Genomic DNA, 14,504 nt, shown 5'->3' on the forward strand with positions numbered 1-14,504 from the left:
GTAGTCCCAGGAAACCGCCCCAGGAACCACCAAGGGCGGACAACAAGGCCGCGCGTACCGAAAACGCGCGCAAATGGTCGGAAAACTAGCTCGCTGCAAAAGTCTTCCGGGGCACCGCCATAGCGTCTGCTGGATCGAGCCGGTACCGTTGCTGTTACCGGCTCGAGCGCGCTGGTCATGCATGGTGGGCTGTCGCTAGATCAACTGATCGATCAGCACCGCGTTGCTATAGATGAGGCTGCCGTCGCTGGCCTGGTGCCCGACCAGGTGGAACTGGCCGCGCTGGGTCGAGTCCAGGTAGACGCGCATCCCGCAGTCGGACAAGGGGCCATAGCCTGGCGGCAGGCGCAGTTCCAGCGTGGCCAGGTTGACGTCGACCATGACGTCCGGCTCATGGGTTCTTTGCAGGCGTTCCTGCGCCTGCTCCAGCAGCAGGTGGTCGTTGCCATTCAGGCAGAAGTGGATGCCTTCCAGCGCGACGGCCTTCTGTTCGTTGCCGGTCTTGCACCAGCCTTCGATGGTAAAGGTGCTCATGCTGCCTCCAGTGAATGTTCAGGGGGCCGTTCGTTCGCGTCGTGCTCCAGATCGTCAACAAACAAATGGCCGCAATTCCAGGTGTCCGCTTCTAGGCGCAACTCGCCGATGAGTCGTGCGATGGCGACTTCGCTCTGCCATTGCTCAGGTCCGATGGCGGTGACGAAGGTCTCGACGGCCCCCGTACCCGGGTTCCTGAAAAGCAGGCTCAACGAACCGTCCCAGCTCTTGGAAGGGGTACAGATGAAGGGCGCGAAGGCGGACGTGAGCCGTTGTTTCGCATCTTGGAATGTCAGCATTGCCTTTGATTCCTTACCTCCCGCCGGAAGTGGGCCATGACCTCCTGGCCCTGGCTCCCCAAGGGGATGCGCTTGCGTGGCTGTCAGCCCTTCTGATCGCTGGCCCGCAACGGTTTTCTCCCCCGATTCGAGGGTTCCGTCGTGGTGGCTGGCACAGGACTGCTCTCCCGAGGCTTGCCGTCCGAATGGCGTTCGATCCTGTGGGCCAGGGGAGAGTCGGGCTCGGAGCGGCGCTGTTGCTCCGGTGCTTTCTCGATCGCACCGTGCTCTGTGGACGTGAACCTGTTCATGGCGACCTCACTGTTGTCTTGTGCCCCTCGTCATCGAAGGGCTGCGGGGAATCAAGACTTGCAGCATCGGTAGGGCCAGTCGGTACGCTATCGAACATTTGCCCAGCGGTTGCCGGCAAGTGGCTGCGATCAGGCCTACGGCCTGCCGTTCAATGCAGCGTTTCCCAGACATCGGCGTTGCTCAGGTCTTCGCCCGTTACGTGCCTGGTCCGTCCGTAGGCGGGCGTGAGCGCATAGGTATCGTCGATCTCGAGGATGGCCAGGTAGCGGACACCGCTCAGTTTCTGCAGATAGAGGCGTTGCGGCGCACAGGGGGTTGCGTCGGGCGGAAACTGCCGGGTGTTCAGGGGGAGACTGTCCATTTTTCGGCCTTCAGCGCAGCTGCGCGATGAGCATGCTTCATCCTGCAGCCGGTACCAGACCGGGTCTGTACGCCTACGCACCGACGCGGCGGCGCTTTTCGTTCATCGTTCTGTTGTTGAAGCCCCGAAACCGTACCTGGAGAGCATCATGTGCAAGCGTATCGAACCCACCCTCGAGGAGCCGTCGGCGGAAGAACGCATTCCCTTGGCGCAGCGATATGAATCGGCGGCTGAACGCTATTCCTCCCGTGGCAACTGCAAGGCAGCCGGCGGCAAACCGGCTGAGGCGCCGCCCGCGGAAGAGCCGGCGCCCGTGCCGGTGGAGCAGCCGGCGAGCTACGGTGCCAAGTGGCCGCAGCTGAAGAACATTCTTCTGCCCGACGATGACGACGAGCCGCCTGTTGAACGGTGATTCCGAATGCCGACCGCCGTGGCGTTTCCATGGGCACGGAGGGCGTACAACGCCGCGGAGCCCCAGTGCCGTGGGTGCGCTAGCGTACGGAAGGATTGTCGTTCTCCCCACATCATGATCGACGCGCCGTGACGTGAATCGGCACGATCACCCCGGGCGCCAGGGCGTTGGCCTGTACGTGCAGGTCACGCATGAGCCCCTATCCACCTGAGGAGTACGACGATGATCCGTTCACGAACCTTCGTTCCATTGTTCATGCTTGCCTTCCTCTCGCTCGTCTCGGCGGGTTTCATGACCGACGTGCGGGGGGCCACTGCCGAGGACCTGGACAGGGACTCCCGCCAGGCCCTGCAGATCCTCTACAAGGCCACCCCGTTCGCCGAGACCATTTCCCACCACGCCAAGGCCGTGCTGGTGTTCCCCAAGGTCATCAAGGCAGGCCTGGTGTTCGGCGGCAGCTATGGTGAAGGCGAGTTGCTGAAGGGCTCGAAGGTCGACGGCTACTACAATTCCGTGACCGGCTCCTGGGGCCTGCAGGCGGGCGCCCAGTCGTATGGCTACGTGGTGTTCCTGATGACCGAGAAGGCCGTCCAGTACGTCGGCAACACTCAGGGCTGGGAGATCGGCGTCGGGCCGACCGTTGTGGTGGTGGACGAGGGTGTGGCGAAGAATCTCTCGACCTCGACGCTGAAGGATGACGCCTATGCCTTCGTCTTCGACCAGCAGGGGCTGATGGCCGGCATCAGCATCGAGGGGACCAAGATCTCCAGGATCAAGCGCTGAGCGGTCGGACGCTCGGTCATGGCCATTACCCGGCAGAGGCAGACTGATGCCGGCGACGGCCGATAGTAATAGCCCCGCCAACAACGCCCCTGGCTTCGGAGACGGGGAATCGGGAACGGGGCTGACGTTGGGGGATGCCGGTACAGCGCAGCCGGGCCTGACTGCCCGGGAGATGGCTAGATGTACGGTTGGCCGCTGAAGCCTCTTGGGAGGCGCTGCAACCCGGGCATCTCGGTGAGTTTTTCCAGCCAGAATGCACGCCAGCCTTGCTTCGCATGGACTTTCAGCAACTTGCGGGCGGCTTTGCGTGCCGCATTTCTCATGTCCTTGCGGGCGTTCTGGAACGCCTCGGTACCTCTGCAGTTGCGGCACTTCACGCGGCTAGGTTCGCCGGTGGAAAGGAGGTTGCTGCCATGGTGGCCGCAGGCCAGGTGTCCGTCGACTTTGAAGTGAGTGATCATGGGGGATCTTCCTGGTCGCTCGGAGGTGGCATTGCTGTGTATCACCAGGTGACCGCGACAGAGTGTTTGACGATTTCCGCCTCACAACGATCATCGGGCGAGAGGCGGAGCCTTTACCATACGGCCAAGGCTAGATTCCCTTCTTGATATCCTCCTTGATGTCGCCAACGCTTTCCTGGACCTTTCCGATCGCCTTTTGCACCTTGCCCTTGTTCTCCAGCGACTTGTTGCCGACCACCTTCCCGGTGGTTTCCTTGACCTGGCCGGAAACCTGTTTGACTTTGCCTTTCACTTGATCTTCGTTCACGGGGCACGCTCTAACGGTAGCGCAAGGGGAGGGCCGCTGGATGGCGGAGCCGGTACATACCGTGCTCGTGGCGGCCGGAGTTAGTACTTTGTCAGCGATGGGGGGCGGCCGTCAGTGCGTTAGCGCACCCTGGCGGCCCGATGGCGATCATTTCACCCAGCGTCGGCGCGGGGCGAAGCCCGCGCTCTTCTCGTCGATGCGATGCAGCAACTGCCGCCAGGACGTGACGAACGCCTCCAGGCCTTCCTTCTGCAGCCGTTCCGCCAGCGCGCCGATATCCACCCCGGCCTGTGCGAAGCGCGCGAGCAGCGCTTCGGCTTCAGCGCCGTCCTCGGCCATGGTCTGCGTCAGCGAGCCGTGTTCGGAAAACGCCCGCAGGGTCTTCTCCGGGAGGGTGTCGATCGTGTCTGCCGCGGCCAGGGCCTCGACGTAGAAAGTGTCGGCGATCGTGGGGGACTTGCTGCCGGTGCTGGCCCAGAGTAGCCGCTGAGGTTGCGCACCGGCCGCGGCGAGGCGGCGCCAGCGCGGCGAAGCAAGCAGTTGGCGATAGGCACTGTAGGTCCTCCCGGCGATGGCCAGGCCCAGCCGATCATGCAGTTCGGCCGGCACCTGGTCGTTCACCGCCACGTCCCAGCGGCTGACGAACAGTGAAGCAACCGAACCGACCCGCGGATCGAGGCCGGCGGCTATGCGTCGCTCGATGCCGCGCAGGTAGGCGTCGGCGGCAGCCAGGTAGTGTTCTCGGGAGAACAGCAGGGTGACGTTGACCGGCACGCCGGCGAAGATCGCGTTCTCGATCGCCGGGATGCCGTGGCGGGTGCCGGGGATCTTCACCAGTAGGTTGGGCCGCGCGGCGCGGCTCTGGATGTGCCGCGCCGCCTTGAGGCTGGCGGCGCTGTCGTCGGCCAGGTTCGGCGAGATTTCCATCGACACCCAGCCGTCGAGCCGGTGGCTCGCCTCGAATTGCGGACGCAGCAGGTCTGCCGCACGACGCAGGTCTTCCAGGGCCAGTTCGATGAACAGCGCCTCGCCTGAGAGTCCATCCTGGGCTTTTTCGCGGATGCCGGCGTCATAGGCACTGCCGTTGCCGATGGCGGCGTCGAAGATGCTCGGGTTGGAGGTCAGGCCGCTGATCGAGAGCTCGTCGATGTAGCGGCGCAGGGTGCCGCTGTCTAGCAGCTCGCGGGTGATGTTGTCCAGCCACAGGCTCTGGCCGAGGTCGTGCAATTGACGGGGTGGTCTCACGGGAAATCCTCGTTGGCTGCCAGCCGCGATACGCTACCCGGGGAATCCTGGGGAGTACCGACTGGTCGGTGATGAAGGGGGCTCCGTCGCAAGGGGGCGCCCGTTGGCCAGGCCCCGGCCTGGTCTTGCGCAGGTTCAGACCAGGCTGATGTCCATGTGCGTGCCGACACCCAGGGAGGCTTCGATGATGTCGCGGGCGAGCAGCGTCTCGCGTTCCGAAAGGGTCTCCGCCAGCAGGACTACGTCGCCATGGGCGATGGCATAGCGGAAGGTCCTGTCAACCTGGCCGGCGTTCGCCGAAGTTCCAACCATGCCTCCGAGCAGGGCGCCCAGGGCGCTTCCCCAGCCCACAAGAACCAGCGGGGGGCCGCTGAACAGCCCGGCGTTGGTGCGGGTCAGGGCGATGGCGGTCAGCGTACTCACCGCCAAGCCAAGCAGGGTCCCGACCGCACCACTTGCCAGCATTTGACTGAGCGTACGCTTCACCTGGCTGGATCCGTTGGCAGGAGGCAGGTCCTTGGCGCCGAGTATCCGCATCTGCCGGTCGTGTATTCCTCGCTCGCTCAGCAGGACACGTGCGCTTTCGGCCTGTGCACGGTGAGCGAACACACCCGATACCTGATGGCGATAGCCGGCCATGGCGATTCTCCTGGAAAAAGGCCGCCTCTTTGCGACCTGGCTCCAGCCTACGCATGTGCACCCCCTGCATCTGTGCGCAAGCGTACAGAGAGCTATCGCAGGAGCACCGAGGCGAGCTCCAGGGTACGCCAGCGCACCGATGCTGGAACTCGCCGGTGGCAAGATTTGAATATCAGTCCAGGAGCAAGCGCCATGGGATGCAGGCTTTTCAGGCCGGGTATGATCGTGCGTGGGTTTTTCGCAGGGCTCTTGCTGGCCGCGGGCGTGGCGCCCATCGCCGCCGGACAGGGGGCGCAGGACGCTGCCGACATACGCCTGGAGATATCGATTCTCACGGAGTATGCGCAACGCCCCGAGTTGCGTACCAGCAACCTGGAAGCCTTCGTGCAGGCACGCCGTGCCATCTTGAGCGGGCGCGTCGACGACGAGGGTTCCAGGCGGTTGGCTGCGAGTATCGCCATGGGCGTTGCGGGGATCATCTCGGTGGACAACCGGATCACCGGGGCACAATCGTTACCGCAGGTGCCGATCATTCGAGCGAAGGTGGAAGCCGAGTCGAAGAACCCGTGGCAGGCGCCGGTGAATGACGGACGTTGCAGGGCCTTCGCCACGGAGTTCGGGCTGGCTGCCGACGATATCTGGATAACCACCAAAGTGATGCTGGCCTTGGTGCCGGTGGGGGATGTCAGCGGCTCGGCCATTGCTGTGAGTACCTGCGATGGCGTGGTCACTCTTCGCGGGACCTTGCATAACGATGCCGAGCGTGCGCGGGCCGTGATGCTCGCCCGGGGCGTACCCGGCGCCAGGGCAGTTCGCGCGCAGGCGCTCAATTCGGAAATCTGCGGAGGGATGCATGGCCGTGCTTCGACGCAATGGCCTTGGGTTGCCATCGTCTGCCTGCCGACGGCCCGCAACGGTGCGAGCGCAGGATGAGCCTGGGCTTGATTACGGTAGCGGTCTTCGCCTGAATCGATACACTACCAGCCCGATCGCCACGAGCAGCAGAATGTGAATCAGCCCCCCCATGTAGTACGAGGTGATCAATCCCACTGCCCATAGGGCCAGTAGCGTTAGTACGAGAGCTTCGAACATTTGGTGCCTCCTTCCACTGCATGGCAATGGCCTGTCTTTGTGCAGGTTGCAGCCGGCCAGGAGGGTGGTCTGTACGGCACCGCACCGAGAGCCCGCCGACCAGAATGGCCCGGCGAGAAAAGGGTGACTGAGAGGCAGCGCTAACGTTCCCTAACGTACAGACCGCCGCCTACTTTGCGAGCCGCTCGCTCATGTCCAGGGGCTCTGCGCCGCCTCCAAGCCGGAAAGGCGTTTGGGGAGGGGCAGATCCCCTAATGCAGGATGGATTCCTCTTTCCCTTTGAGGAAGAGGGGAGCCTTGTCGATGTAGGGCTGGTAGTGAGGCGCATCAATGACGCCGTCACGGACATAGTTGTGCAGGTAGGCGCATGGGCGAAGCGCGATGCTCCGTTCATAGACGGCTTCGTTGAAGCCCTCGAGCAGCGAGGCGTGTGACCAGGCTTGGTAGGACGGATGAACTGTCTCGTTCAACCCCTTGCCGAGCGCGGTGACGACGATTGCATCCTTCTCCGACAGCTTCGAGGAACTCCACTGCTTGAGTTCAACGAGGACGGCATTCTTCTCGCCTGCTTCACCATGGCCGGTCAGCGTGAAATCGATTCGCTTGGACGACTGCGGGAGGTGCAGCTCGATCGCGAGGCCGGTGTCATTCGGCACTGCCTCATCACGTAGGACCTTGGCCATGTACCCCAGCGAGCCTTTCCAGGAAGCAACTTCGGAGCGGCCGACTCCCTTGCCCGTTTTCGCCGTGTAGTGGGCGAGAATCACATCTTCGATGTCGTCGTTGTCGCTGTCGTGGAGGAATTGCTGCTTGGTGGCTTCGTAGACGATCACGCTCTCTTCCCTGAACCTGTTTTCAAAGCTGGTCGTATTTCTTGCTAGTGCCATGGGCCTTGTTGATGGGGTATTTCTCCCCGTTGAGTTTCAGCTTTTGCTCGACAGCCACGTTGAGGTCCACACCCAGCACGTCCGCCAGCCTGACCAGGTACATCAAGACGTCTGCCAGCTCTTCTCTGATGGCTTGACCATGCTGTGGGTGGCTGGCGGCTGATCGCGAATCCTCTTCGCTCATCCACTGAAATATCTCCGTCAGCTCGCCGGCCTCGCCAGTCAGGGCCATGACGAGGTTCTTCGGGGAGTGGAACTGATGCCAGTTCCGAGCGCTTGCGAACTCTTCAAGCGCCTTGGCAAGAGAGGACACATCGACGAGAGGTTCCAAGAATGCAAAGCCTCCAGATGGGGTTGGCGATCAGCTTGTCTGCCTGAAATGACTGATCGAATGTTCTGAAAGACAGATTGTAAGGGTTTCCATCGTGGACGCGGCAATGCTCCGCGTCTTGAAACCAGTCTTAGGCCTGTTGCAGGATCTATTTTCCTACAACGGATGTGGTCACCAATGACATTGCTTACGCAACTAACAGGCCGCGCTGTAGTACAAAAAAAGCCATTGACGAGTTCGTAGCCTTGGGCAGGACGGTCTCCCCACTCGTTATGGATTCGATAAGTCACGTAACTACCGGAGGCGGGATCCTCGGACAGGTGCGGGCTGCGACTTCAAGGCGATTGCCGGCGTTGCGTCCGGCAAGCAGTACCCAGGCGAGGGGCCTTTATCCTCAGAGCGGTTCTCAGGTGGCGAAGCAACGGTAGTCCCTGCCCTCACTGCGCTTGGCTGCAGCAGCATCCACATAGGCGAAGACTGGACTGAAGACGAAGTGGTCGCGACGAATGTGGATTACTTTGAGATGCTCTGCACAGAGTCGCAGTGGGGGCTTACAACAAGTTCGCATATAGGCGTAATGCTGTTCACTTAAGCATTTGAGCCACGGCAGGTGTTCCCCAAGAATCCGGTGCCAGACTTCTGGCATCGGATTTTTTATGTCTTTCCAACAGCACCTGCTCGATCTGGGCGACCTGTTCAACTTCTCCGACCTGAGCACCTTCACCCAGAACATTCCAATCGAGTGGGTGGAGTCGGCACTGCATCTTTCCTCACAGGCCAGCATTCGGCGGCGGCGTCTGCCTACCGATCAGGTGCTCTGGCTGGTACTGGGCATGGCGTTGTTCCGCGATGAGCCCGTCCATGAAGTGGCCAGGCGCCTGAATATCTGCGCTCAGGGCCTGGCTTCCGACCACCTGCTGGCGAGAAGTGGTATCAGCCAAGCCCGTAAGCGGCTCGGCGCCGATCCGGTCGAGTGGTTGTTCCGCAAAACCGGCAAGCAGTGGGGATGCGAACGCTATGACGGAGACAACTGGCAGGATCTGCGGGTCCTGGCGGTGGATGGCGCACTCCTGCGCACCCCGGACAGCACTGAACTGCGCAAGCATTTCGGTTCCGGCAACACCGCCACCGACCGCCAGACGCCGTTTCCCATGATGCGCCTGGTTGCGTTGATGAACGTACGCTCGCACGTGATCCTGGATGCCCAGTTGAGCCCCTACCGGCGCAGTGAAATGCGTTTGGCCGACGAGTTTCTTCAGCAAATCCCCGATCACTCGGTAACCCTGTTCGACAAGGGCTTCTGGAGTGCCGATTTGCTGTTGGGCGTCGCCACGACGGGGGCGAACCGCCACTGGTTGATCCCGGCTCGCAAGGGCCTGGTCGGTGAAGAACTGGTCCGTTACGGCAAGCGTGATCGCCTGCTGCGCATGAAGGTGTCGGCACAGGCTCGAAAGCGTAACCCGGCGCTGCCGGCCTACTGGGAGGTACGTGAAGTCAGCTACGAACGTCAGGGCAAGCTGAAAACCGTGCTGACCTCTCTGCCAGCCGAGCGCTACAGCGCCAAGGCCGTTGCCGATCTGTACCAGGAGCGCTGGGAGATCGAACTGGGCTTCCGAGATATCAAGAGTTCCCTGCAACAGAACGCGGTCACCCTGCGCAGCAAGAAGGTTGAGCTGATCTATCAGGAAGTCTGGGGGTTGCTGCTGAGCTACAACGTCATTCGCCGTGAGGCGAGCCAGGCGGCGGTAGCGTTCGGCCGTTCCGCATCCGAGATACGCTTCAAGCCGGTGGCTCATTACATCGCCGTTCAACTGATCGTGATGGCAGCAGCCAATCCGATTTCCGCCACTGGAAGGCGCCTGGCGGAGTTGCGGGCCGGGATCGGCGGGCTATTCCTGGATCGCCGCCCAAGGCCGGCAAGACCAAGGGCGGTGAAGATTTCGAAGACCCGCTATCCGGTGAACCGCAATGCTGCTCCGCTTAAGTGAACAGCATTACGCATATAGGCGGGCTTGCACAAGCAGGATGCAGACCCAAGACAGCTTTGACTCTGACGAACCTTCAGCTTGTCGTAGTACGGAGAATGATGATATCAGCTCCGTATGGAGCAAGCGTGTCACGCTGATGGTCATGTCACGGGTAGTGCGTATCGCCTGATCGGGGATTGGCTGCGTCCAAGGCTTCGGTGGCCACGACGAACGCTCCTGTTGCCGAAATTATCTACCTCGTTTCACAGTACTTCGTGAATTAGGAGGTAGATCTTCCAGTCAACGGGTGGCCTATCTCTGGCGCCAGCTCTGCGTCCCAGCACGTACAGCGCCCTGCCAAAGTTTTTGAAGATCAGTCGCTGAGTGAAATTTGCTATCTGTAATTGTGAGTTTGCGCGCTATATATAGCCGGATATGGCAATCTATGAAGGAGGATTGCTAAGGCGTTCTAGTTGGTTCGCATGAAAAAGAGAGAGTTGATCTGATATGAAAAGTTATCTGTATTGCCATCTGGTGAACTGCGTGAATGCTAGACTCTGTACAGTTGGGTTGACTTTCGATCAGTTGCGGACTGTTAGTCTGTGATAAATGGGGGATATGCTTGACAATGGTTATTGGTCCGTTGGCGTAAGTTTTGTAGGAAAGTTATTTAATCATATTTATTTAGTTTGCGGATATGCTCTTGGGGGCTGTTGCGGTGTTTTTGTCTGGTTTGAATTAATCCGTGAATGGCTTTGTTTGATTCTCTATAATTTTAAATATTTTTGTTAGTGTTTTCTTTTGAGGGCTATTTTGAGTTTCTGTAGTTTCTGTAGTTTCTGTAGTTTCTGTAGTTTCTGTAGTTTCTGTAGTTTCTGTAGTTTCTGTAGTTTCTGTAGTTTCTGTAGCTTTGGCTGTTGGCCATGTTTTGTATCTGTTCATATCTGAGTCTCTTATGGTGCGCTTTTGAGGAGGGAGTGGGTCTAGAATGTTTAGTGTGTCTATAAGTAGTTCTTTGATCTCTTCATTGTCCTGTATGATTTTTTCTATTTCTGAGTTTTTTAGGGGGCTTTCCCGAAAGCTATTCAGTGTTTTTGCTGCTTTTTTTGATTTATTGAGGGATTTTTGTGTGATTTTTTTAGATTTTGATATTCTCTCTTTTAATTCTTTTATCTGGTTCTCTGAATGTTTTAGTTTTGCTTTAAGCGCTTCTTCGTATTTTAATACTTCGTCAGCTAGGTTTATTAGTGTCTTGTAGTTCCTGTTTTGAGAGGAGAGGTTCTGCTCTGCGGGGTTGATGTCTCCTGTGCTTGATCTTTCCTCCGTACTCCTGCTTTTTCTTGTCCTATAGGCAGCCTTTAACTGGCTAAGGGTATTTCTTCCTGAGTCGGTTTTCTCTAGTTTTACTCCTGCTTTAAGAAGTCGATCTAAATCTACAGGCCCATGGAGAGATATTTCCCCTTTTCCATGCAGGTAGTTTTGTGCCCAGGCGATATCGGATTCCGTTAGGAGTTTTTTTGATATCCATAATGAGAATGATTCATACTCTCTAGCCATGCCTTCCATCCAATTTTGTTGCGTTACGGTAACGTTACGCTATGGATTTTTGGGGTTCAAGTGCGGTATAGGGGGTAAAAGCTCGAAAAAGGGGGGTATGGCATGGGGGAGGTGCTGCTGACTGCACCGATAGCTGGCGTTGGGGCTGAGGCGAAGTATTTCCTCATCGCGTTCATCTATCGTTTTGATGCTACCCAATGGAAGGAAATGTCCGTGAAGGAATTGGCTCGATCCTTGGAGGTGACCCCTGGAGTGGCATCCAGGGCCCGCGAGGCATTGATTGAACATCAATGCTTTGACTGCCGCAAGGCTGCTACGGCAGGAAGACCCACACTCGGGCTGAAGGTGAGCCAGGGGCTGGCCTGCAAACTCGGCGACCTCAGCACTTCGACATCCCATCATGGGCCCGTTCTGCGTCACCTTTTCAGTGGTGTGATCTATCGTGATTATGAGGCCAACCGGACGCCGGCATCATCGAATGAGCTTCTGAGACCGCAACTCCGCCTATTACTCGCCACGCTATTCGCCCATGCCAATGAACTGGGACTGGTAGATGGCCTCGGGCTCGCTCAACTCCGACAGTTATTGGGGGAGGGGGAGGAGAAGGTCGACAGGTGGCTGAAGGAACTCCTACAGCTTGGCTTCATTCGCCGAAAGATAGCGGGGCTCTCGGACTCGCTCTATGCCGATACGAAAGTGACCAGCAGCTATATCCTGAACCTGAACCATCCAGGGCTTGCTTCGGCGGACTGCAGCAGCCCAGTTGTAGCTTTTTATGGTGAGGCAATGCGCTCTGAGGAGAGCCGCCATGGTTTTGCGGAGCGATTTGCGCGGGTGCAAGGGGCGTTTCAGGGCCTAGGCCGCACTTATGAAATGCTTGTCTGGAGGATCTATCAAGGCGTAAGCCTGCTTCTTTCGAATCACTGGAGCGTCTTGGGCGACTCTGTCCGTCTCCCCCAAATTGATGGCCTAGAGAAAATCATGACTGAAAGCCTCCACGCGTCGGGTAAAGATGATTCCTCGCTTGAGGTCATGGTTGCTGACATGTGCTGGTGGGCTTTCCATTTGGCTTCGCGGGTTAAGAATCGAATAGCGGGGGATAGAGCTTTTGCGAGCTTGGTAGGGCGGAGGGTGCTTGCGTTCCCTGCCAAAAATAGAGACACGGATGATTCGATGACCTTGGTCTTTGCTCAAGAGCCCTGGGGAGATGGCCCTGAATGTATAGTTTCTTTAAGCAGCACCAAGGGGCACGCCGAGATCTGGACGAAAGAGTCTGACCTTTCTCGAGAGCAGCTTTCCAAGCATGGCTTGGTCTCTTTTGAGATGGAGAGTACTACCGGTTAAATTTTATGAACGTTGCCCATCCTCTGGACCAATACTAGGAGCACCGTCCATGTCCATGAGGATCATCAGTTTGAAAGAGGTCATGGACCTCACCAGCCTTGCTCGCTCGACCATCTATAAGTACATCGCTCTCGGCACGTTCCCACTTCCCTTATCTGTGGGGGAGCGTTGCGTTCGTTGGTTGGAGAGCGAAGTACATGAGTGGATCCTTGAACGGATTGCTGAGCGTGATGAGAAACTCCAGGCTGTAGGTAAGCATTAATGGCGATAGAGCTACCCGATGGCCAGGGGCTTCCTGGCCATCGGGTAGCTCTGCCGTCTGCTTAGGCTAATGCTATTTCTCAGATAACTCCCAGTTACCTGCTCTGTGAATTATCCCGGTTAGGCCTGGAGTTCTTCGTCTGGATGCTCGATGGCGCTTGTTATTTGGCGAGCAGGGCAGTGTGGTTTATTGATATAGCTACTAACTATCTCTATCAACCTATCCAATCCATTCACCTATTCCACTGCTAACTATCCCCCAACAACCTACCTCTAATCCACTCAGCTCTCTCCACTCATGGCTAGCTACCACAGGAACCTAGCTACCCACCTCTCCAGTTTAAAAATACCCACTCCGTACTTGGTATGCCCTAAACCAACCAGGTACACACCATGACCAATCAAGCAGCGAAACACCTCTCCCAATCCGACATCGCTATTCAAATCGAACGACTCGTGAACGCAGTGATCCGTCACGATGGCCCTGCATTCCGGATCAGCTACGACGCACAGGGAGATGAAGTCATCAAGAGAACCAGGCTCTCTCGGTACTTCGATCACATTCGGCAGATGTATCACTTGGTGCATGACGAGACGTACTTCCTGAGTGAACACCTGATCGCGTTCAAGGAAGCGTGCTACGACATCGGCATCGAGTTCGGGATGTTCGGGATGACGTGCATGGACGAGAGCGAGGGAAGGCTCCTGTCAGAGGCTGAGACCTACAACTGGCTCGTGGAGAGGATCCGGGAGCACGTACAGACTAGGTGGTTCAAGCGTGGGAAGCATGACCGTGTATGCCGGGAGAAACGCAATCGGCAAGCCGTCACTGAATACGTAGAGCGGGTGATGGCTAGCCGTTCACGTACCGTAGTCGTGAGAGTGAATCTGTACTACCGGGAAGCAGCGCGTGCTCGCCTGAAGGTGGAGGACGTCTTCGAGGACCTGGACAGGCTGATCCGGGCTCGGGAATACGATCCGGTCTTCCAACACGAGACAGGCTACATCTGCGCTGTGGAGCAAGGCGAGGACATGGGCTACCACATCCATGCTGCCTTCTTCTTCGATGGCCGGAAGGTGCTCATGGACATCGTCAAGGCTAAAGCTATTGGCAAGCTGTGGGAGAGGATCACGGATGGCTGGGGGTATTTCCACAGCTGCAACCATGAGAAGGCGCGCTACGAGGAGCGGTGCGGGGTAGGGATGTTCAAGCATCGCGACGATACAGGTAAGCAGAACGTCATCAATGCCTGCCACTACCTGATCGAGGATGGCCAGTCGTTGCGGGTGAGGCCTGTAGGGGCCAGGTGTCTTCGCTTGGGGCGATCGCGCCGGTTGATTGGGTGAGCAAGGCGAGGTTGGATCAGGTTGTGCTGGCTGTGTCAGTTTGACATTATCGGGCTGCCATCATTGCGGCTGACCAGTCTGAACCCCATCTCCTGCTGAGCATCCACAATGATGGATTTTCCCTTTAAGGACCCGGCCTCGGCCGGTTTTCTTTTTCGTATTGGACCAGTTGCTTAACGAGTCTATAGCTGGCGTTCTGGCGACCAGGCGCCGCGGCCGATCAGCAACGGGAACAGGCCGCCCCAGGACAGGTGCGTTGCCCAGGCGTCGGGGTAGAAACACCTCGATCACCGTGGTCATGCCCAGCAGCTCCAGGACCGCGATCACCTGGGAAATACCACTGCCTTTGGCTTCGACGAGCCGGCGCTGGGCCACCGAGGCCAGCA

At 58.3% G+C, this 14,504-nt stretch carries 17 protein-coding genes and 1 pseudogene; 7 read left to right on the forward strand and 11 right to left on the reverse strand.

What is annotated here, in order from left to right; translation table 11 throughout:
* Positions 1–195: 195 nt before the first annotated feature.
* The 3 genes from ACTWJ5_RS10265 to ACTWJ5_RS10275 all read right to left on the reverse strand — a co-directional run bounded on the left by ACTWJ5_RS10265 (position 196) and on the right by ACTWJ5_RS10275 (position 1,485).
* Positions 196–534, reverse strand: coding sequence for a hypothetical protein (locus tag ACTWJ5_RS10265; protein WP_043317285.1), 339 nt, complete (start codon positions 532–534; stop codon positions 196–198).
* Positions 531–833 (reverse strand): hypothetical protein, encoded by a 303-nt coding sequence (locus ACTWJ5_RS10270; protein ID WP_052267815.1) that lies wholly within the window; start codon positions 831–833, stop codon positions 531–533. Before ACTWJ5_RS10270 ends, ACTWJ5_RS10265 begins: the two co-directional genes overlap by 4 nt.
* Positions 834–1,272: 439 nt before the next feature.
* Positions 1,273–1,485 carry a hypothetical protein gene (locus ACTWJ5_RS10275; RefSeq protein WP_043317287.1) on the reverse strand — a complete coding sequence of 71 codons (213 nt, stop codon included), beginning with the start codon at positions 1,483–1,485 and terminating at the stop codon, positions 1,273–1,275.
* A 148-nt stretch (positions 1,486–1,633) separates the two neighbouring features.
* Between ACTWJ5_RS10275 and ACTWJ5_RS10280 the strand changes: the two genes are divergently transcribed.
* Together ACTWJ5_RS10280 and ACTWJ5_RS10285 are read left to right on the forward strand one after the other, a co-directional pair.
* Entirely contained in the window at positions 1,634–1,897 is a 264-nt protein-coding gene (locus tag ACTWJ5_RS10280; protein ID WP_043317289.1) for a hypothetical protein, read from the forward strand.
* Between the two features lie 222 nt (positions 1,898–2,119).
* Complete coding sequence (locus tag ACTWJ5_RS10285) at positions 2,120–2,680, forward strand: lipid-binding SYLF domain-containing protein (protein WP_043317291.1); 561 nt, start codon at positions 2,120–2,122, stop codon at positions 2,678–2,680.
* A 176-nt stretch (positions 2,681–2,856) separates the two neighbouring features.
* Here the strand turns inward: ACTWJ5_RS10285 and ACTWJ5_RS10290 are convergent, their stop codons facing one another.
* From ACTWJ5_RS10290 to ACTWJ5_RS10305, 4 genes are all read right to left on the reverse strand, one after another.
* Entirely contained in the window at positions 2,857–3,141 is a 285-nt protein-coding gene (locus tag ACTWJ5_RS10290) for a hypothetical protein (protein WP_043317293.1), read from the reverse strand.
* Between the two features lie 130 nt (positions 3,142–3,271).
* Positions 3,272–3,448 (reverse strand): CsbD family protein, encoded by a 177-nt coding sequence (locus ACTWJ5_RS10295; RefSeq protein ID WP_074980468.1) that lies wholly within the window; start codon positions 3,446–3,448, stop codon positions 3,272–3,274.
* A 147-nt stretch (positions 3,449–3,595) separates the two neighbouring features.
* Positions 3,596–4,693, reverse strand: a complete 1,098-nt coding sequence (tal, locus tag ACTWJ5_RS10300; protein ID WP_043317294.1) for a transaldolase — start codon at positions 4,691–4,693, stop codon at positions 3,596–3,598.
* A gap of 135 nt (positions 4,694–4,828) precedes the next feature.
* Positions 4,829–5,332 carry a hypothetical protein gene (locus tag ACTWJ5_RS10305; RefSeq protein ID WP_043317296.1) on the reverse strand — a complete coding sequence of 168 codons (504 nt, stop codon included), beginning with the start codon at positions 5,330–5,332 and terminating at the stop codon, positions 4,829–4,831.
* A 192-nt stretch (positions 5,333–5,524) separates the two neighbouring features.
* Here ACTWJ5_RS10305 and ACTWJ5_RS10310 point away from each other — a divergent pair, with 192 nt between their 5' ends.
* Positions 5,525–6,265: a BON domain-containing protein gene (locus ACTWJ5_RS10310; protein ID WP_052267816.1), complete on the forward strand. Its 741-nt coding sequence runs from the start codon at positions 5,525–5,527 to the stop codon at positions 6,263–6,265.
* Between the two features lie 12 nt (positions 6,266–6,277).
* Here the strand turns inward: ACTWJ5_RS10310 and ACTWJ5_RS10315 are convergent, their stop codons facing one another.
* The 3 genes and pseudogenes from ACTWJ5_RS10315 to ACTWJ5_RS10325 form a co-directional block, all read right to left on the reverse strand.
* Positions 6,278–6,424: a lmo0937 family membrane protein gene (locus ACTWJ5_RS10315; protein ID WP_135499835.1), complete on the reverse strand. Its 147-nt coding sequence runs from the start codon at positions 6,422–6,424 to the stop codon at positions 6,278–6,280.
* Positions 6,425–6,690: 266 nt separating this feature from the next.
* A pseudogene (locus ACTWJ5_RS10320) lies at positions 6,691–7,257 on the reverse strand (ATP-binding protein); the annotation flags it as partial.
* A gap of 22 nt (positions 7,258–7,279) precedes the next feature.
* The gene (locus ACTWJ5_RS10325; RefSeq protein WP_043317300.1) at positions 7,280–7,642 is read right to left on the reverse strand and encodes a nucleotide pyrophosphohydrolase; all 363 of its coding nucleotides are present in this window, start codon (positions 7,640–7,642) and stop codon (positions 7,280–7,282) included.
* Between the two features lie 656 nt (positions 7,643–8,298).
* On the opposite strand from ACTWJ5_RS10325, the gene ACTWJ5_RS10330 reads away from it, so the two are divergent.
* Positions 8,299–9,630 carry an IS4 family transposase gene (locus tag ACTWJ5_RS10330; protein ID WP_109932575.1) on the forward strand — a complete coding sequence of 444 codons (1,332 nt, stop codon included), beginning with the start codon at positions 8,299–8,301 and terminating at the stop codon, positions 9,628–9,630.
* A gap of 717 nt (positions 9,631–10,347) precedes the next feature.
* On the opposite strand, the gene ACTWJ5_RS10335 is transcribed toward ACTWJ5_RS10330, so the two are convergent.
* Positions 10,348–11,166 (reverse strand): hypothetical protein, encoded by an 819-nt coding sequence (locus ACTWJ5_RS10335; protein ID WP_177331074.1) that lies wholly within the window; start codon positions 11,164–11,166, stop codon positions 10,348–10,350.
* Positions 11,167–11,268: 102 nt separating this feature from the next.
* Between ACTWJ5_RS10335 and ACTWJ5_RS10340 the strand changes: the two genes are divergently transcribed.
* From ACTWJ5_RS10340 to ACTWJ5_RS10350, 3 genes are all read left to right on the forward strand, one after another.
* Positions 11,269–12,510 (forward strand): hypothetical protein, encoded by a 1,242-nt coding sequence (locus tag ACTWJ5_RS10340; protein ID WP_169720934.1) that lies wholly within the window; start codon positions 11,269–11,271, stop codon positions 12,508–12,510.
* A 55-nt stretch (positions 12,511–12,565) separates the two neighbouring features.
* Positions 12,566–12,772, forward strand: a complete 207-nt coding sequence (locus tag ACTWJ5_RS10345) for a helix-turn-helix transcriptional regulator (RefSeq protein ID WP_024128445.1) — start codon at positions 12,566–12,568, stop codon at positions 12,770–12,772.
* A gap of 392 nt (positions 12,773–13,164) precedes the next feature.
* The gene (locus ACTWJ5_RS10350) at positions 13,165–14,118 is read left to right on the forward strand and encodes a YagK/YfjJ domain-containing protein (protein WP_043317302.1); all 954 of its coding nucleotides are present in this window, start codon (positions 13,165–13,167) and stop codon (positions 14,116–14,118) included.
* Positions 14,119–14,504 lie beyond the last annotated feature (386 nt).

The sequence above is a fragment of the Pseudomonas sp. A6 genome (assembly GCF_052367875.1).
In the GTDB taxonomy this organism is placed as follows: Bacteria; Pseudomonadota; Gammaproteobacteria; order Pseudomonadales; family Pseudomonadaceae; genus Pseudomonas; species Pseudomonas citronellolis.